The sequence below is a fragment of the Hyphomonas sp. L-53-1-40 genome, from assembly GCF_000682775.1.
In the GTDB taxonomy this organism is placed as follows: domain Bacteria; phylum Pseudomonadota; class Alphaproteobacteria; order Caulobacterales; family Hyphomonadaceae; genus Hyphomonas.
This window is the reverse complement of the sequence record NZ_AWFI01000012.1, coordinates 20170-38881: the sequence shown is the minus strand read 5'-3', so window position 1 is coordinate 38881 and position 18712 is coordinate 20170. Positions and strand designations below refer to the sequence as shown.

Genomic DNA, 18712 nt, shown 5'->3' with positions numbered 1-18712 from the left:
GAGACACCTGATCATCAATTCATAGCTTGATCCGGTGTCTCGCTGATTGGTCTATAGTACAGTTATGGCGGAACAGGAGCATGGCGAAAAGACCCTGCGCGCCATGAATATATGCGCGCAGGGCCGGTTCGGACGGTCTAGTGAGACCAAAGCGTCTTGTTTGTATCGTCAACAATCTTCAGTTTGCGATTTTCGATAGCGACATGCGCACGAGTGTTCTCGACGCCCGTCTGCCAAATGACCGCGTCAGAGCCATCTTCAAGAACGAAATTTCCAGACACTTTCAGCTCAGCATGCTTGGCTGTTAAGGGTGTGCCAGCACTAGTATGACTATCCCAGACGAAAACACTGTTAGCATCATAGACGACAAGGTTCCCGTCTTCTTGGAGAACGAGAAAGTACTGCTTGTCCTGCGTATAGTGGCGCTCGCCTATGTCCATCACCGTCCCCAAACTTATCGAAGGAATGATGGCATCATTCGACAAAGCGGCGCTTTTCAAGACGTTTGTTACCGTTTCGGCATCAGTATATGCATCGATGATGACCGTAGCGTCCTTTGTGTACTCCCCAACCGATGAGGATGAATTTTTCGGCCTGTAGTGATAGCGGGGGAATAATTGTACTTTCTTGTTGACCGCCACAACTTCAAGACGGACGACCTCGCCCGGGCGGGCAGTAATCGTCTCGCTGACCTCACTTGATTTTTCGATTGTATCGCTACTATCGCCACCAACACCAAAATCTTGTGTAACACTCGCAGATACGGTGACCTCCTCACCGGCTTCTCCGACGCCCGGCACCCCTACGGACGCATTCTCCGATATTGAGACACCCGCAGAAACGGCGGTGGTCTCATGCCAGGAAAATGATGCGGTGCTCGATGTGGAATATGATACGTTTATCGTGCATTCAACGGCGCTGGTCGCGTTGATGTCGTTTGAGCAGGTATTCCCGATGCCAACCGTTTGCTTCTCGTCGCCTGGCAGATCTTTTTTGTCCTGCCAGGTCGAGATCTTGTACATTTCATAACCGATCCGGTCGACAGATATGCTTGATACTGAATTGTTCCAGCGTTCTTTTTCAAGATTGACGGTTCTGTTGCCGCCGATTGCTTCGAAAGTTGTGCTCACGCCTTGTTGCTTGAGATCCTCCCAAAGCTCGACTTTTAATCCTTGAGGAATGAAAATCATGGACATGGAATCTGCGAGCAGAAGTTCGTATGTATTCGTTCCCTTGTTGTAGTCGCCAAAACTGACGCGATGCATCATTTGGGTCGGGTTTTGGTTGCTGTCCTGGGTAGTGTCGAACATGGTAATGACGGGTGTATTGTCATCGACGCGCTCGACGGAAAGTGAACTCATCACATCGCTGAAACTGCCAATGTGTGGATAGTTGCCGTTCCACAATGTCGCGGACCGGTCTTTCGAACTGAGCTTGCTTGCACTAAAAATGGTCGTTTTGACGTTACGCCCGACCTTTATTGCCGACACTTTGTCATTGAAGCCGCCAAGATGCGGGTGATTGCCTACGGAATATTCCTGTTTTTGCCCTTTGCAGTCTGCGTCCGTGAACAAGAACACTTTATCATTGGGTATTTGGACATCGCGACAGGATGCATCGGCAGCGCCAGCAAAGGCAAAACCGCAGGAACCTATTATCGCCAGTCCCAGCTTACTGAATTTTGTTAACATCAAGTATTTACCCTTTTCAGGTGTTGCAGTGGATGCCTGTCGCACGCAGTGTTGACGCACTCTGGAAAGCCCATTCCAAAAATGTGTAGCGCTTCACCGTCAGGACGTCGAGCGCTGATTAAATTTCGACCAGGGAGTGCTGTGACCCACTCGACCCCTTCGAGCAGAGCGGCGTTACGCAGCAAATTGAACCAGGCCCTGCTCTCGATATTCGTTTGGCGACTGAAGTGGCTGTGCACGAATGAATTGAGGCGAATATCCGAAGACTTCGCATGTGCCGGACTGCGAGACATCACCTGCTCTCGTTACCGGAAAGGGAGGCGAGATTTTTCAGCCCGATTGTTCAAGTGGCACCCGGTTTCCCGGCGGTGCGCATTGCCGACCTCATCCATAGCTGCCCCATACGAACGAAGCTTGTCCGTGACCAGGACACCTCGGGTTCCCCTACGACTTCATGGCTATTCTCATGCATTTAGACGCTGAAACTTTAGCGCGGGAGGTGGTCACTAAGGACACGAGAACGTCGCCCTCATGGTCGACGGCGCGCCAGAGATAATGGCGCTCGCCCCGGATTTTGACGAACACCTCATCCAGGTGCCACCGCCATTGAGGGCTGCGTCGCATAGATTCCGAACGCCGTTTCCTGATCTTATGTGCGAAGTACGTGCCGAACCGATCTGCCCAGAGACGGACACTTTCGTGGCAGACATCGATGCCACGTTCGTGGAGTAAGTCCTCTACGTTGCGAAGTGACAAGGGAAATCTGACATACATCAGCACGCCAAGCTGGATGACCTCGGGCGAGGTTTTGAAGTAGCGGAAGGGACTTTTGGTCATTTCCTCAAGCTAGACGCCTGGATACGTCGTCTCAAGCCCGGTTCCCCTGACAACGCCTTCGCTCATTCTGTGAGTGAAAAACCAAAGCCCTAAATACTCACAAAATAGTTGCCAATCCAGCTCAACTTGTATTATGTGCAATACTAGTTTTACGAAAGAGATTCTCATGGCTCAAATGAACTCTAAGCCGCTCGCCGGAACAAAAGTTGTGGAGTTCACCCATATGGTCATGGGGCCTGCAGCAGGACTTGTGCTTGCGGATCTCGGTGCCGAGGTCATCAAAGTCGAGCCAATCGGCGGCGACAAGACGCGCCGCCTGAAGGGATCAGGCGCTGGCTACTTCGCCATGTACAATCGGAATAAGTCCAGTATTTCCATTGACTTGAAGTCAAGTCGGGGTGCTGAGCACGTCAAGGCGCTGATCAATGGAGCGGATGTATTCATCGAGAATTTCAGGCCGGGCGCGCTGGACCGGCTGGGTTTCGGGTATGAGGCGTTATCGGCTTCAAATCCTGGACTGATCTATTGTAGCGAGAAGGGCTTTCTCCCGGGTCCGTATGAGCGGCGAACAGCCCTGGATGAGGTCGCCCAAATGATGGGTGGTCTTGCTTACATGACAGGTCCGCCAGGGCGACCGCTTCGCGCGGGTGCTTCTGTCATTGACGTTGCAGGCGGTATGTTTGGAGCGATTGCCATACTGGCAGCTCTTCAACAGAGAGCTTCGACCGGGAAAGGTCAGCTCGTATCGGCTTCCTTGTTTGAGACCACCGCGTTCTTCGTGGGGCAGCACATGGCACAATATGCCGTGACGGGGTCGCCTGCTGCGCCCATGCCGGCCAGAATTTCAGCCTGGGCGGTCTATGATGTTTTTGACGTTCGTGACGGCGAGAAAGTTTTTGTGGGCGTAGTATCGGATACGCAATGGCAGAAATTCTGCGAGGCATTTGAACTGTCGGATTGGTTGGCTGACGAAAGCTTGTCCAAGAACAATGAGCGCGTGGCCAGACGCGAAGAGCTGATTCCACGTCTCAAGACACTGTTTTCGACATTCGAAAAGGCGCAATTAATGGAGAAGCTCGAACGGGTTGGCTTACCTTTTGCGCCCATATCCAAGCCGGAAGATCTGTTCGAAGATGAGCATCTTAACGCGAATGGCGGCTTGCTGGACGTCGTCCTTCCCGACGGGGGAGGGACGAAACTACCTTCATTGCCGGTCCAAATGGACGGCATGCGTCCAGGCCTGGAACTAAATCCGCCCAGAGTCGGTGAGCATACTCGAAGTGTGCTGTTGGACCTCGGAGTTACTGACCAGGAGATCACGGAATTGTCAGCGCTAAACCTTATTCAATGTGAGTGAGCCGATCGCTTCCCTCCTCATGTTTCCGTCGAACAGTATCTTTTAAACTTGATAGATTGAGCTTTGTATGAGTGTTCCTGAACACAATATTGTTATTGTTGGCGCCGGGCCGGTGGGGCTGTTTACTGCATTGAGATTGTCAGAATTTGGCATTGATTGTGTCGTCTTGGAGGCTGAGACAGAGTTGCAGGATGACCTGCGCGCGTCAACGTTTCATCCGCCTACCCTGGACATGATGGAGGAGTACGGAATAACCGCCAAGCTGCTTGAAGCAGGGCGTGTCTGTCCGACATGGCAGATCAGGATGCACTCTACAGGCGAGAGGGCGGAATTCGATCTGTCCATCCTCGAAAGTGAGACACGGCATCCATATCGGTTGCAGTGCGAGCAATCCAAGTTGTGCCGCTTTCTCCATGATGAATTGCGGACCCGGACGAATGTTCAGGTACTCCTGGGACATACGGTTAAATCCGTATCCGAGCATGACGATGGCGTGCGCTTAACTGTGGAATCGGCCGAGGGGGATAGTGTCGTCGAAGCCCGATACGTCATCGGGGCCGATGGTGCACGAAGTATCGTCCGGAAAACGATGGGCCTTCAGTTCAAAGGTGTGACGTATCCGGAAACTACTATATTGGCGACTACACATTTCCGGTTTGAGGAGCATTTGGACAATCTGTCGGGTATAAATTACGTCTGGAAGCCGGGTGGGACATTCACCTTGCTCCGGCTACCAGATCTCTGGCGATGCAGCCTATACCCAGACGAGGGAGAAACAATTGAAGAGGCGACCAGTCGGCCTTCAATTGAAAGAAAGCTGCAGCAAATTGTTCCACTAGATGAACCCCATAGTGTGTTGGAGGTTCGCCCATATCGTCTGCATATGCGCATTGTGAATGATTACCGAAAGGGCCGTCTCGTACTCGTTGGCGATGCTGCGCACTTGAACAGTCCAAGTGGTGGAATGGGCATGAATGGCGGGTTACACGACGCCTATATCCTGACAGACAAGTTTCGGCAGATGGCGGGTGGTGCAAGTGAAAGCCTTCTTGATCAGTATACGCGCCAAAGAAGACCGGTTGCTCACGAGCAAATTCTGAAACAGGCCGATGGAAACCGCAAAAGAATGCAGGAGCGCGACCCCGGCAAGCGCCAGGAAGCTTTCGATAAGCTCCAGGCAACCATCGCCGACAAGGAGGCATGCAAGACGTTTCTGATGAATTCTTCTATGATAACCGGATGGCGGAGGTCTCAGAGTATCAAATGAATTATTTTCCCGATTCGACTTACGACTATGGCAATAACGGACGGATGGGGGTGGCGACGCCTCAGGCGAACCCAACGGTTGAGGCCGAGTTTTCAATCCTGTTTCCACGAACTGTTTCACTACAAGCAAGTCGGCTGATTTGCGACGCCGCTGATCCAAAGCAGAGATTGATGAGCTATATTCAGAATCTCGACAAGACGCTGCTTGGTTATGGTGGGATGAAGCTGACCAGTTTCGGATTTGCGTGTACCGGCTCCTCCTACCTTGTCGGTGCGGACGCCGAACAGGTGATAGAAGAAGAGCTGTCTGACCAGTTCGGTTATCCTGTCGTGCTGGCCGCTTCGGCGATCCGATCCGCTTTGCAAGCCGTGGGAGCGGAGCGGATAGTTCTTGTCTCTCCTTATCCTGACTGGCTATCAGACGCGGCGCATGCCTATTGGACCGCTTCTGGATTCCAGGTAACGAATGTGCGCCGAGTAGCGACCCGAACAACCAACACCGAAACCATTTACGAGCTTTCCAGCGCGGATGCTCTGCCATTGTTGCGGGATAGCATGATGACGGGTGTGGACGCTGTACTGATAAGTGGGACAGGCATGCCAACACTGTCCGCGATACATGATGTAAAGCTCAATGTACCCATCATCTCGTCAAACCTCTGTTTGGCGTGGCGACTCCTGCAGGTCGCTGGGAAGGCAGAGCTCCTAGAGACTGACCATCCGCCCTTCATTCGCGGTTGGGGCATGCGATTGTCAGAAGCAAGATCAAGCTCGCCGGCCGGTTAGGTGTGGCGCCACTGCGGGCGGGCCGTCGCACTGTCCCGCGACAGGCGCATATTGTATTCATATTTATCAGGCCGATAGAGACTAACTTGAAACAGGAATGGCTTTTCCATCTTGTCGAACACGATACGCCGGAGTTCGATCAGGGCGGATCCGATTGGAACTCTCAAGGCAGAAGCAGCTGGATCCTGGGCAAGTTTAGCGCTTAAGGTCTGGTCCGCTGATGATGCGAACAAACCCGTTTTCTCGATTTGGACAAGAATGGGTTCGCTTCCGAGATCGTCCTGATTCAGGATCTGGGCAGCCTCTGGCGCAACATAAATCCGGCTGTAGGAAAATGGCGTATCCGCATGAGATCGCAAACGCGTGACGGAGAAGCACTTTTCCGAATTCTGCAGACGCAGCGCAGATCGGGCATCGGGAGTGGCGAGCTTCCAGCCTGTTTCGATGTTTAGTGCTTTGGCTGCCAGGCCGCGAGTGAGCAAGTTGTCTATTGGGCCTTCAACGATTGGTTCGGGTACGTCATTCTCAATTGTGGCCACGCATGTCCGTGCGCCCCGTCGTCGAACGATAAGGCCCTCTTGTTCAAGCACATCGAGGGCTTTCCGCACTGTAATGCGCGACACACCATATTCAGCAGTCATATTGTTTTCGGACTGAAGCGCCTGGCCGGGCTGCAGCTCACCGTCGCGAATCTTCTGAGCCAGCAAGACATACAACTTGTAGTAAGCGGGCACGCCGCCTCTTTGCGAATCTGGCGTAGAGAATACGCCGCCGGTATTGCCAGTCTGTTTGATCAATTCGATAGCTCCCTGAACGGTGTTTAAGCACAGACCAGCTTCTCCGCCAAACAATCAATCGGAATGCTGGTCACATTTAAAAAAGTGACACCGCATAACGAACTTGTCTTTACTTTAGATCAAGTTCAAATAAGATATATCTTTATGGCCGACTGATGTTTTCAACATGTGTGTGTTTGGATGGAAGTCGCCTGCCGGGGAAACTCGGCTTGCATTGAAATTAGGTGATAAGGAGAGATTCCATCACCTGCGGCAGGAGACGCTTTATGCTTGCGCGAGCAAAACCCGAATATGCAATTCCCGAAGTGTGCAGAAACTTTGTGAATGGGCAATGGGTGAATTCGAGCGTTCGATTGCCGGTAATCAATCCGGTTGACGAGCAGGTTTTGACTGAAATCGCCGAGGCTGACGCAGGTCTTGTTGATGATGCGGTTGGCTCCGCTCGTCGAACTTTTGAAAAGGGTACTTGGTCAAAGCTCGGGCTTGAGGAGCGCCAAAAGGTTCTATTTCGAATCGCGGATTTGATAGACGAACATGCTGACGAACTTGCCTGGCTTGAATCAATGAATATTGGCTCACCATTGAGCCAATGTCGCGGACGGCATGTTCCTCGAGCAGCGTACAATTTCCGTTTCTTTGCAGAGTATATCTCTCAAAGTCGGAGTGATGCATATACTCAGCTAGACAATTATCTTTCCGTTGTCACAAGAGAGCCGGTGGGGGTCGCGGCCCTGATCGGACCGTGGAATGCGCCAATCGCGCTGACATCAATGAAGATCGCTGCGGCTTTGGCGTTCGGAAATTGCTGCGTTGTCAAACCTTCGGAGATTTCTCCGCTAACTGCCCTGCGGATGGTGGACCTTATTCGGGAATCTGGTGTGCCGGATGGTGTTGTCAATTTGGTCAATGGATCGGGTGCGGTCACTGGAGCCGCATTGGCATCGCACCCCGATATTGACGTGCTATCGTTCACGGGCGGTACAGCGACCGGCCGTGCAATCATGTCTGCCGCCGGACAGAATTTGACGCCGGTGACTTTGGAGCTTGGTGGAAAGTCAGCCAATATCATCTTTGATGATGCTGATTTCGAACGTGCTCTGGATGGAGCCTTGATCAGTATTTTCAGCAATAATGGGCAGCAATGTCTGGCTGGTTCCAGGATTCTTGTTCAGGAGGGTATTGCTGAACGCTTCATAGATGCGTTTGTCCAGCGGACCAGGAATCTGAGAATTGGAGACCCGCTTCTGCCCGAGACCGAAGTGGGTCCCTTGGCGACCAAGCAACATTTGGACCGTGTGCACAGTTTCGTGGATACACTTGAGGCAGATGGTTGCAAGTTGTTGATTGGCGGAAATCCGTGTGCGGGGTTCGAAAAGGGATTCTATTATGAACCGACCGCGGTGCTTGCACCGGACAACAAGGCGGTCGTGTGCCAGGAGGAAATCTTCGGCCCGTTTGCTGCGTTCCAGATCTTCAAGACGCCGCAGCAAGCATGGGATATCGCCAATGACAGCAAGTTCGGGCTGTTGGGCTATGTCTGGACCAGTAACTACGCAACCGCGATGGCGGCACACGAGCATGTAAAGTCCGGCGTGCTTTGCATCAACTCCCCGATTATTCGTGAGTTGAGAGCGCCGTTTGGCGGGTACAAGGAGTCGGGCGTTGGCCGTGAAAGCGGCGCAGCCTGCGAAGCATTTTACAGTGAACTAAAGACAACGGCATTTCTTACTGGCGATGTTCCGCTGAGAAAGCTTGGAGCGGGAGAGGCCTGATGTCTGTTGAAGCGGGAACAAGTCAAGCCGAAACAACCTCCACGGAGTCTTCGGATGGGGCACTCGGCAAACTGCCGCTCTGGCTCTGCATGGGATGGGGTATCGGAACATTGGGCATGTCGGTCATGTTCAACTCGGTCAATCTGCTGCTCTCCAGATTTGCGACAGATTATCTTGGCATTGCCGCCAGTACTTTTGGAGTGATCTATTTCGTTTCGAAGATTTATGATGCTGTGACGGATCCCACAATGGGGTGGTTGTCTGACCGAACAAAGTCGAGATTCGGCCGACGTAGACCCTATTTGCTTCTGGGCGGAGCGATTTCCGCCGTCGCGTTCATTTGCATCTTCAACACGCCAAGTATTGATACGGCCGCCAATGCTGCGTGGATTCTGGCATTGGGCATGATCTTGTACTCCACTGGCTATACGGTCTTTAATGTGCCGTATCTTTCGATGCCCGTCGAAATGACCAATGGATATCTGGAGCGGGCGCGTCTTATTTCTTTTCGTGTTTATGCGATTGGCATCGGCAGCTTGATTGGTCTGTCCCTTGCGCCAACCCTCATCCCGATTTTTGGGGGTGGAAAAGAAGGGCACGCGGTGCTCTCCGTTGTTTTCGGCGGAGTGATTGTTTCCGCAAGCGTTCTCTGCTTTCTGATGACACGCAATGCGCGCGCAACGGAGAAAGTGGAGTCATCGTCGCTCAGCCGGAGAGATCAATTCAAACTCATTCTGTCCAACAAGCCTTTTCTGGTCCTGGTTGGCGTGAAATTCATGCACCTTGCCTCTCTCGCAATTACGCAGGCCGCCTTTATCTACTTTGTCGTTTACGTCCTCGAAAAAGGCTATGTCGCGGTGGGCATGCTCGGACTGGCAAATGCGATTGGTATGCTTATTGGAACCCCGATCTGGTATGCGGCGGCGCGAAAGCTCCGCGACAAGCGCACGCTCTACATGATCGCCTCGGCATTGGCGGCCTGTATTATACTGAGCTGGTGGTTCGCAACGCCTGCCGAGCCGATGGCCATAACGATGCTGCGCAAGCTGCTGCACGGAATCGCAACCGCCGGATCGCTTCTGTTTGGGCAGTCCATGCTTCCGGATGCTATTGCCCACGACGCGAAGCGTTCAGGCTTGCGGCGGGAAGGCGTTTTCTCCGGAATATTCACTACGGCTGAGAAAACGGCGTTTGCGGTAGGCGGAGCGCTGACCGGGATATTTCTCGGGGCCATGGGATATGTCTCATCCACAAGTGGATCGGTTGCACAGCCAGAGAGCGCTATCTTGGCCGTCTATATCTGTCAGTCGATACTCCCGGCGCTGATGTTGTTCCTCAGCATCCTTCTGCTGACACAATACAATTTGAGCGAAGACGAAGTCGAAGCCAATGCCCGGCAAGCGGGTTCTTCATGATCAGATCCAGAAACCTCGCAGCGTATAGGAGCGCCTGATGGCTCGGAATGTACAGCATGAAATGTTGACCTCTCCATCCTCTCGAATCAGAGCGCGGCAGCGATTTGTTCTCGCGCTGAAGAGTAGTGGCGAGCAATTACGTCGTCAGCTTGTCGGAAGTGTAGACGCCCACTTTTCTGCCGCGGGGAAAGGTGCCGAGGGCAATTTTCAGCAGGCCGTGTCCAAACTTTACTCGGAAGACGAGTATCGCGCCGTCTGCCTCGTAAAGCGTGCCGGTCAGGAAATGATGTGGAATGCGATCGAAGATGCAATCGACGCTGAATTGCCAAGATTGAGAAGCCTATTCGAAGATGCCGGAAAGCGCGATGTAGGAGGTAGCCTCAATCTGAGAGATGACGTGTCGCTGCCTGACGAATGGACGACGGCGCGAGTCCACCTCCAGCCTGGCGGCTATCTAAGAGATGATGGGGATCGGGACGTGGTCGCCGGTGCTCTCTATGAAGAGGGAGGCGCGCTTTATTCGAGGGGGCAGGGAGTTGGTACGAAGGAAAGCAAGGCTGAGTGCATTATCCGCTTTTTGAAGGAGTGGAAGCCGGATTTTCAGCCTCGCCGGATCCTGGATATTGGATGTTCTGCCGGGGCATCGTCAGTGCCCTATGCGAGCGCGTTTCCTGAAGCGGAAGTTCACGCAATCGATATCGGCAAAGGCCTGTTGCGTTATGCGCACGCGCGCGCTCAGTCGATCGGGGTGCCAGTTCACTTTCATGAGATGAGTGCAGAGCAAATAAGCTTTCCGGATGGATCTTTCGATTTGGTTGTGTCGCACAATGCGATGCATGAAATGTCGTCTTCGACGCAACAGGCGATGTTCAATGAGTCGTTCCGCCTTCTCCGCAGAGGCGGTGTGTGTGTTCACCAGGATCTTCCAGTGAAGTTCGCTGAAATGTCACCCGTTCGGCAAGCTGATATCATGTTCGATGAATGGTATAATGGGGAACTGCATTGGTCGGACTATGCGCAAACCGATTGTCAAGCCGGACTAGAAGTGGCGGGCTTTGATCCGGCCGCTATAGATTGCAAACCATTTCCATTGCTCGACAAGACAATGAGCTGGTTGTTGGCTGCAGCTGAAAAGACTGTTGCGGATGAAATGTCATGAGCAAGATACCGCCCCCAATATCAAAACGTGAAGATGATGGCGTCAGGTTCTTTGAGACGCCCGGCCTGGACATGCTTTACCGGACGTGCCTGGCCCTGGCTGAAGAGTTGGCCGTCACACAGGACCGATTGGATACGCTCGAGCGCGTATTGAGCCAGCGAGGACAAATCGATCCTGAAGAGGTCGATCGGTTCGAACCGGACGCGCATGCGGAAAACCAGAAGCGCATCATGGCGGCGCGCTTGAGCGAGCATGTGCTCGCCCCCATCAAGGATCTGGTCAAGCAGTATGAGGTCCGCGGTCCCGAGGCAGAACGGGGGAGGCCCCATGAAAGATAGTTAGCAAACTCACGGACGATTACGTCGACTCTACATTTTTTGCAATTCTGTCAACGCCAGAGACCTTGTCATCTGGTGGCAGGATCAGCTTTGCCTTCAAGCGGAGGGGGCTCGCTGTCGAATACCAACATCCGCGTGGTGAAGCCGGCTTTATACAGATCAAATGGACTAAGGGAAACGGTCCTAGAAATGCCAATTTTCACGGAAGGGGAATACTTATGACCAAGATTACCGCAATACGACTTGCAGCGCTCGCAACCACATCTCAACTCGCTTTGGGATTCCCATTATTGTCGGGTGCCAGTGCCCAGGAGGTCGACGCGCTTCCACCAGTCGAGCAGGCAGAAACCGAATCTGCCATGAAACTGAACACGATCACAGTCAGCGCTCGAAAACGGGAGGAATCGCTTCAGGACGCGCCGCTTTCGATTAGCGCCCTGGATTCCGAAGCGATCACCGATATGGGCGTGAAGGATATCAGCGAGTTGTCCAACTTCACGCCTGGATTCACCATGGAGAAGTTCGGCGGACGTCGGGGGGCTGAAGGCGATACGTCGCGACCCGTCATTCGGGGACAGGCGAATATTCTGGGTGAGACCAATGCAGCTGTGTTTGTCGACGGGATTCCTTTTTCGGGATCGTTCCTGTCCTACCCCCTTGCGTCGGTCGAGCGTGTTGAAGTCGTAAAAGGTCCACAAGCGGCATTGTTTGGTCGTTCGACTTTTGCAGGCGCGGTCAATGTCATCACAAAGCGAGGCACGAATGATTACGAGCACAATGTCACGGCGCGTCTCGCCCAGGATGACGAATACGAAGTCAATCTGTCGAGCAGCGGTCCGCTGGTCGAGGATAAATTGTTCTATTTCCTGAATGCCCGGAAGTATGAGTATGGTGGCGAGTATACGAACACTCTAACCGGCCAGACAATTGGTGACGAGAGTTCCTGGGGGCTTAATGGGTCTCTGGAGTTCCACCCTTCAGAAAATGTAACTATGCTGCTGAGTGGAGGGTACAATGAGGACGATGACGGCATACCTGCACAGATCGCCCAGAGCCGTTTCTATAATAACTGCTTTCTGGACCAGGCGCGTCAGTATTATTGTGGTGAAGTTGTCGAGTTCGACGAGGTCACACTCAACACAGATGGTTTGGGAAGTGAGGTGGGACTGGACCGGCAGATCTCGCGAGTTGTGGGCAAGGTTGAATGGGATATTGGCGGATCCGGATATGTTCTCACGTCCAATTCCGGACTCACCAAATCAGAGTCTGTCTTCGGACATGACGGTACGTATCTTGGCGACCCGATCAGTCTTTATGGAGGGATCTTTACCCGGGTCGAGACCACAGATCAGGAAGAATGGTCAAGCGAACTTCGTCTGGATACGCCCGTCGAGAAATCGCTACGCGGTACTGTAGGCTTGTTCTATTATGACCGCGAGAAGGAAGCCGAGCGTCGGCGTCCGGAGTCAACCGCAACGCTGACGGACTATGGTAACGCCTATACCGAAAACTGGGCGATCTTTGGTGCGGCCGAGTATGATCTGACAGATCGACTGACGGCGCGAGCTGAAGTTCGATATCAGGAAGACACGATCGGTGTCGATTATACAACCGGTACTATGTATGAGACGACTTTTGACAGCGTCACGCCCCGGTTCACCTTGAACTATGATGCGAGTGAAGATGTCATGGTCTACGGCGTGATCGCGAAAGGCAACAAGCCGGGATACATCAACACGGCGTCCAGCCTTCCAGAGAATATTCGGTATGCCGACGAAGAGGAATCCTGGAACTACGAAATTGGAGCCAAGACCACGCTGATGGATGGACGTGTGAAGTTGAACGGTGCGGTCTATTATATCGACTGGACCAATCAGCAACTGTCAGACTCAGTGTTCGTGAATGGCGTTCCGCAATCTGTGGTGACCAATGCAGGCGAAACTGAGGTCAAGGGCGTTGAGATTGATACACAATGGTTGGCAACTGATCATCTAGTCTTCAGTCTTGGCTACGCCTACGCAGACGCTGAGATAACTGACTTCTGCGATCCAACCCAAGGCGCGGAACTGACCGGGTTCGACTGTGTGAATTCGGATGGAATCCAGGGCGGGCAGGTTGCCGGAAATCAGATTCCGAACGCACCAAAGCATCATCTCGTCGTGTCTTCCGAGTTCACATACCCGCTATTGAGAGGTGGTGAATGGTTTGTGCGCCCGGACTATTCCTTTACCAGCAAGAAGTATGCGCAGGTTCACAATCTTGCCCATACTGGCGATCGGAGCTTGTTTAATCTCAAGACGGGCGTGCGTCTGGACAGTGGAGTGACCTTCACCATGTTCCTCGACAATGTTTTTGATGATCGTACGCCGTCTACATTGGTTCGCTATGCGGACCTGGGTAACCTGAACACAGGTCCAAACGGAAATCCGGCGCTGGACAATGTACCAGGTACAACATCGACGGAGCGCGCATTCCTGATGCCGCTTGCAAAATCCCGTCAATTCGGGATCCAGCTGTCCTACGATTTTTAAACGCCTTCTGGGCCGTTTTGCGTTTGGGGCCGGGCATTGTTGGATGCCCGGCCCTTCATGATTCAGTGGCCGATGATCAGACGGTCAAACACTTTGTTTGCAGACTATGAAACTGGGTTTGATTATGGTGAGCCTAAAGAGGTGTGCCTTTGCCCTTGAAGACGCGTGATAAATAGTGCGGGAGGAACGCGCCGACCCATGGCACTATCCTGGCCCAGACGGATCCCGGGCCGGCAGGCCATATCCACTCATAGGCCACTGAAAGGCTGAATCCGATCAACATCGAGTATAGGATCGCTGCGCCCGAGGAGCGGTATCTGAGTATTCTTGCGACAAGTGTTGGTCCGAAGCTCGCACCGAGCGCCGTCCAAGCGAATAGGGTGCGTTCGAAGATTGTAGAAGGGAGCGTGAGCGTAATTATGACTGCTGCAGCACAGACGGCTAGAATGGAGAGGCGTGTGAGGAGTATGTCCTGACCTCGGAACTTTCGTGCAATCCCCATATCATGACTGATTGCAGCCCCGGCCACGAGGAGCTGGCTGTCGACTGTGGACATAATGGCCGAGAGGATGGCCGCCGCCACAATGCCTGAAAGCATTCCAGGAAGAAGCTCTGCCGTAAGAAGGAAGAAAATGGATTCCGGAGCGGTTTGCGGGTCGAGGAGCGCTCTGGCGCACAAGCCGAGAACTGCCATTCCACCATAAACGATCGCCGCCCAACCGATGGCCACGCCGGCCCCGACGACCCTCGACCGGGTGTCACGCGCTGCCATGATCCATGTAACCAGGTGCGGCTGACCAAGGGCGCCGAAGCCCGTGGCGGTCATACCCAGTGCAAAGCCGCCCGCAATCCATCCTGTTCTGTTGCCAAAGGTATCGGAATAAGGTGCGGGTGCCGTAACGAGAATTTGGCCGATTCCGCTAAAGCCGCCAGCCTCGAAGAATGCCAGAACGGGCAATGCGATGGCTACGCAGCCAATGAGAACACCCTGCAATGTGTCGACCACCGATATGGCAAGGAAACCGCCCAACAGCACATAGACAAGTATGATCGTGGCACCCAGCAAGACGCCCGCAACCATTCCGGTCGAGAACAAATCATCAAACGCCTTTCCGGCCCCCTGGAATTGTGAGGCGACATAGTATGAAAAGCAAAATGCGATCATGAGCGACGCGACAATGCGGATGAGTCTTGATGCGCCGGGGCTACAACCAATGGTCAGGAAGTCGGAGAATGTAACAAGCCCCAGCTTGTGACTCTCTGATTGCAGAATTCGGCCGGCCCACAACCAGACCGCGGCGTATCCAGCCAATATTCCCGGCACCATCCAGAGTGCGGACAGGCCGACTGAATAAACAAATCCTGAAAACCCTAAAAGCACCCAAGCGCTGGAACTGGACGCCGCATACGCCAGTCCAATGATCAGAGGGCCAAGTTTTCGCTCTCCAACGAGGAAGGAGTCTTCAGACGTTGCCCTTCGCGCAAAGGAAAAACCTATAGCGACAAGAATTGCCGAATATGTGACGAGCGTAATTAGAGCAGGATAGTTCGTCATCTCTGGCGGATATCAAACGTTCAGGCTTGTACTTGCCGGCTCATACCCCAGAGGTAAGCCTGCCCCAGGAACAAATCCGAAGAGTTCTTCTTCTGGTAGAGCGGAATGCAGAATGTCGCGCGTTGAAACAAGTTTGGAAACATCAATGCCGGTTGCTACACCCATGGATTCGAACATGAAAACCAGGTCTTCGGTCACGATGTTTCCGCTGGCTCCCGGTGCGGTTGGACAGCCTCCAAGGCCTCCAAGAGACGCGTCAAACGTGGTGATGCCTTCCTCGAACGCCGCGAGCGCATTTGCAAGACCAAGCCCCCGGGTATTGTGCAAGTGAACACCGGTCAGATTGTCAATTCCGACCAGGTTTCTCACCGCTCTGATCATGTGTCTTATGGATCGTGGGTCCGCATAACCTGTCGTGTCTGAAAGCCCGACTTCGTCGCACCCGGCTTGCATCAATTTCTCGGCGCAGTTCAAGATTGTGACCTGAGAAATTCGTCCTTCCAATGTGCATCCGAATGCGGTTGACAGGGATCCTTCGAAATGCGGACGTTGGTCTTTCGGAAGTTGCTTAATCAGCTTGGAAATTTCTTCAGCTTCAGAGAGGACCTGGGCGTGAGTTCTTCTGATGTTGCGAATGGAATGGGTTTCGCTCACGGAGAGTGGCAGAGTGATCTTATCGGCGCCCGCAGCGATCGCGAGTTCAGCGCCCTTCAGGTTGGGTACCAGGACGGCGACTTCGAGATTCGGCAGGGTTTTAGCATGTTGAACTATTTCGGCCGTATCCTGCATTTGCGGCAAGAGACGCGGGGAAACAAAGGAGCCGACCTCAATTTCCCGAATCCCTGCTGATGCCAAAGCGCCGATCCAGTCCTTCTTGGACTGGGTGGGCATAATACTCTTGCAGTTTTGAAGTCCGTCTCGAGGGCCGACCTCGCTAATTAGTACCTGCGCTGAGTTCATGGAGGTGCTTTCTAAGTCTAGGAAAATTATGCGTCCGCGGTCTCAATGCACCGCGCGGTAGATCCATGGCCTGAGTGTTTCATCTTCCCGGTGGAAGTGCCTGATCTGTTCGAAACTTTTCAGCGTCAGGTCAATTGGGTCCAGGCCTTCTACCAGCAACCGTTTTCCGTATGCGCTGATGTCAAATCGTACTGCTGAATCTCCGAAATGCAATTGCTGCTCGGGGAGGTCAATCACGAATGTGGTGTCCCGGGTTAAAGCCATGATTCTATCGGTTTTTTCGGGACTTAGTCGAATGGGCAATATGCCGTTTCGCAAACAGTTGTTGAAAAATATGTCTCCGAAGGAACGAGCAATGATGACCCGAATGCCATATTCGAAAAGCGCCCAGACAGCATGTTCTCTAGATGATCCGCACCCGAAGTTTTCTCCCGCTACAAGAATAGTTGCATCTGAGTGCTCTGGGTCGTTCAGGACGAAGTCGGGGTTCGGGGTTCGGTCATCTGCAGACACGTATCGCCAGCCTGCAAACAATCCGTCAGCCAGACCCGTGCGTCCGACGGTTTTCATTTCCCTCGAGGGAATGATCTGGTCTGTGTCGATATTATCGACCGGAAGAACAGCGATCTTTCCTGAATGGCGTATAAAGGGAGTGCGCTTCATGCGTCAATTTCCGGCTTGCTGGACTCAGATTGCGCGATCATACCCGCAACAGCTGATGCCGCGACGGTTGCCGGACTCGCGAGATGGGTCCGTACACGGGGCCCCTGTCGTCCTTCGAAGTTCCGATTGGTAGAAGAGATCACCCTGGCGTCGGGGGGGAAGGTTATGCCACCAGCATAGAAGCACATTGCGCACCCAGGAGCGCCCCATTCAAATCCGGCAGACTTGAATATGATGTCCAATCCCTCAGCTTCTGCCTGTCGCTTGACTTGCTGGGATCCCGGAACGCAAACGGCGTGTACGTGACTGGCCACTTTTTGTCCGGCTAGGATTTTAGCCGCCGATCTCAGATCAGACAATCGCCCGTTAGTGCACGAACCAATGAAGGCGCCGTCAATCCTTAGTCCAGCCAAGGGGGCGCCTGGTTCAAGCCCCATATACGCCATGGCTCGCGAATCTGCTTTCTGCGAAATAGGGGTGTGGATCGCAGAAGACTGCGCCGGGCTGGTTCCCCAGCTTACGAGTGGGACCACCTGGCTGGCATCAATTGAAAGTTCATAGTCAAATTCGGCATGTTCGTCGGTTTCGAGTGCCATCCATTGCTCTGCGGCGCGGTGCGCGTATTCTTGCGCCGGTGAGAAAGGCCGGCCTTCGACATATTCGAATACTTTGTCATCCGGGCGAATAATCGCCGTGAAAGCGGAAAATTCGACAGCCAGGTTACACAGCGTCAGTCGTTCTTCGACAGACAGGTTCTCAACGGTGCTTCCGGCATACTCGACGGCGCAGCGCTTTCCTCCCGATGCTCCATGCTGCGCTATGATGTGCAAGGCGAGGTCTTTGGCTCCGGTTCCCTCCGGCAGTTCGCCATGAATGGTAATTCTCATCTGAGGTGGTGGGTTCACGCGTAAGGCCCCCGTCGCCATCGCATGTTCAGCTTCGCTTGATCCTATACCCCAGGCCAGCGCGCCAAGTGCACCCAGGCTGCAAGTATGACTATCCGGGCAGACAAGTGACGCGCCGGGTATGGCGATGCCAAGTTCCGGGGCAATGACATGAACAATGCCTTGGCGAGGGTCATTGCTGTCTATGAGGTGGATGCCAGCGTACTGGGCCATGTTGCGGGTTTCGCGGATGAACACTTCCCCACCGGGCGAGCGTGCATCGTCAGCCGCCCGATCTGCCCGATACGAAACAATGTGATCCATAATTGCAAAGACGCGGGACGGCGCGTGGACGGCATGTCCCGTTTCCGCCAGCATTTTCAGGGCGACACCACCGGTGCGTTCGTGCAAGAGAATTCGGTCAATCGCTATGAGGTCGGCCCCATCTCCAGCGCTTCCAATTCTGTGTGATGCCCAAAGCTTGTCAAAGAGTGTTTGCGGTTTCGAGCTCAATTCTGTCTCGCTATTTTTGTGCTACCGGGTTTCTGACGGGATCAGGCGATAAAGTCGAAGGTAGAGTAGGGGCTGGCGCGCCTCTGCATCGCTCTCGACTTAAATTATCCGTATAAAAAGATATAACATTTGTAAAGTGCGTAATTGGTGTCAGATATTGCGCATCGCCGTCGGTCCGAGCCTCTTGG

At 53.4% G+C, this 18712-nt stretch carries 16 protein-coding genes; 9 read left to right on the top strand and 7 right to left on the bottom strand.

What is annotated here, in order from left to right; translation table 11 throughout:
* Positions 1 to 137: 137 nt before the first annotated feature.
* A complete protein-coding gene (locus L53_RS06090; protein WP_198019780.1) occupies positions 138 to 1736 on the bottom strand; it encodes a bulb-type lectin domain-containing protein in 1599 nt (532 codons plus the stop codon).
* Positions 1737 to 2135: 399 nt separating this feature from the next.
* On the bottom strand, positions 2136 to 2276 hold the full coding sequence (locus L53_RS17285; RefSeq protein WP_233347679.1) for a DDE-type integrase/transposase/recombinase: 141 nt from the start codon (positions 2274 to 2276) through the stop codon (positions 2136 to 2138).
* Between L53_RS17285 and L53_RS17280 the strand changes: the two genes are divergently transcribed.
* The 4 genes from L53_RS17280 (at position 2223) to L53_RS06070 (ending at position 5937) form a co-directional block, all read left to right on the top strand.
* On the top strand, positions 2223 to 2423 hold the full coding sequence (locus L53_RS17280) for a hypothetical protein (protein ID WP_233347703.1): 201 nt from the start codon (positions 2223 to 2225) through the stop codon (positions 2421 to 2423). The two genes, L53_RS17285 and L53_RS17280, sit on opposite strands and share 54 nt — an antisense overlap.
* Before the next feature lie 271 nt (positions 2424 to 2694).
* A complete protein-coding gene (locus tag L53_RS06080; protein WP_034813273.1) occupies positions 2695 to 3885 on the top strand; it encodes a CaiB/BaiF CoA-transferase family protein in 1191 nt (396 codons plus the stop codon).
* Between the two features lie 67 nt (positions 3886 to 3952).
* On the top strand, positions 3953 to 5152 hold the full coding sequence (locus L53_RS06075; protein ID WP_034813271.1) for an NAD(P)/FAD-dependent oxidoreductase: 1200 nt from the start codon (positions 3953 to 3955) through the stop codon (positions 5150 to 5152).
* Complete coding sequence (locus L53_RS06070) at positions 5149 to 5937, top strand: hypothetical protein (RefSeq protein WP_034813269.1); 789 nt, start codon at positions 5149 to 5151, stop codon at positions 5935 to 5937. Before L53_RS06075 ends, L53_RS06070 begins: the two co-directional genes overlap by 4 nt.
* On the opposite strand, the gene L53_RS06065 is transcribed toward L53_RS06070, so the two are convergent.
* A complete protein-coding gene (locus L53_RS06065) occupies positions 5934 to 6734 on the bottom strand; it encodes a GntR family transcriptional regulator (protein ID WP_034813267.1) in 801 nt (266 codons plus the stop codon). The two genes, L53_RS06070 and L53_RS06065, sit on opposite strands and share 4 nt — an antisense overlap.
* A gap of 266 nt (positions 6735 to 7000) precedes the next feature.
* Here L53_RS06065 and L53_RS06060 point away from each other — a divergent pair, with 266 nt between their 5' ends.
* The 5 genes from L53_RS06060 (at position 7001) to L53_RS06040 (ending at position 13949) form a co-directional block, all read left to right on the top strand.
* Entirely contained in the window at positions 7001 to 8506 is a 1506-nt protein-coding gene (locus L53_RS06060) for an aldehyde dehydrogenase (protein WP_051607655.1), read from the top strand.
* Entirely contained in the window at positions 8506 to 9921 is a 1416-nt protein-coding gene (locus L53_RS06055) for an MFS transporter (protein WP_034813265.1), read from the top strand. The genes L53_RS06060 and L53_RS06055 overlap by 1 nt, the downstream gene beginning before the upstream one ends.
* A 217-nt stretch (positions 9922 to 10138) precedes the next feature.
* Complete coding sequence (locus L53_RS06050; protein WP_198019754.1) at positions 10139 to 11080, top strand: class I SAM-dependent methyltransferase; 942 nt, start codon at positions 10139 to 10141, stop codon at positions 11078 to 11080.
* A complete protein-coding gene (locus tag L53_RS06045) occupies positions 11077 to 11418 on the top strand; it encodes a hypothetical protein (RefSeq protein ID WP_034813263.1) in 342 nt (113 codons plus the stop codon). The genes L53_RS06050 and L53_RS06045 overlap by 4 nt, the downstream gene beginning before the upstream one ends.
* Before the next feature lie 218 nt (positions 11419 to 11636).
* Positions 11637 to 13949, top strand: coding sequence for a TonB-dependent receptor (locus tag L53_RS06040; protein ID WP_034813259.1), 2313 nt, complete (start codon positions 11637 to 11639; stop codon positions 13947 to 13949).
* Between the two features lie 133 nt (positions 13950 to 14082).
* Here the strand turns inward: L53_RS06040 and L53_RS06035 are convergent, their stop codons facing one another.
* From L53_RS06035 to L53_RS06020, 4 genes are read right to left on the bottom strand one after another with little or no spacing between them, the layout of a single operon-like run.
* Positions 14083 to 15504: a sodium/proline symporter gene (locus tag L53_RS06035; RefSeq protein WP_034813257.1), complete on the bottom strand. Its 1422-nt coding sequence runs from the start codon at positions 15502 to 15504 to the stop codon at positions 14083 to 14085.
* Between the two features lie 12 nt (positions 15505 to 15516).
* Positions 15517 to 16464, bottom strand: coding sequence for a hydroxymethylglutaryl-CoA lyase (locus tag L53_RS06030; protein WP_034813254.1), 948 nt, complete (start codon positions 16462 to 16464; stop codon positions 15517 to 15519).
* 42 nt (positions 16465 to 16506) lie between these two features.
* Complete coding sequence (gene leuD / locus L53_RS06025) at positions 16507 to 17127, bottom strand: 3-isopropylmalate dehydratase small subunit (RefSeq protein WP_034813252.1); 621 nt, start codon at positions 17125 to 17127, stop codon at positions 16507 to 16509.
* Entirely contained in the window at positions 17124 to 18524 is a 1401-nt protein-coding gene (locus tag L53_RS06020; protein WP_034813250.1) for a 3-isopropylmalate dehydratase large subunit, read from the bottom strand. Before L53_RS06020 ends, leuD begins: the two co-directional genes overlap by 4 nt.
* Between the last annotated feature and the right edge of the window lie 188 nt (positions 18525 to 18712).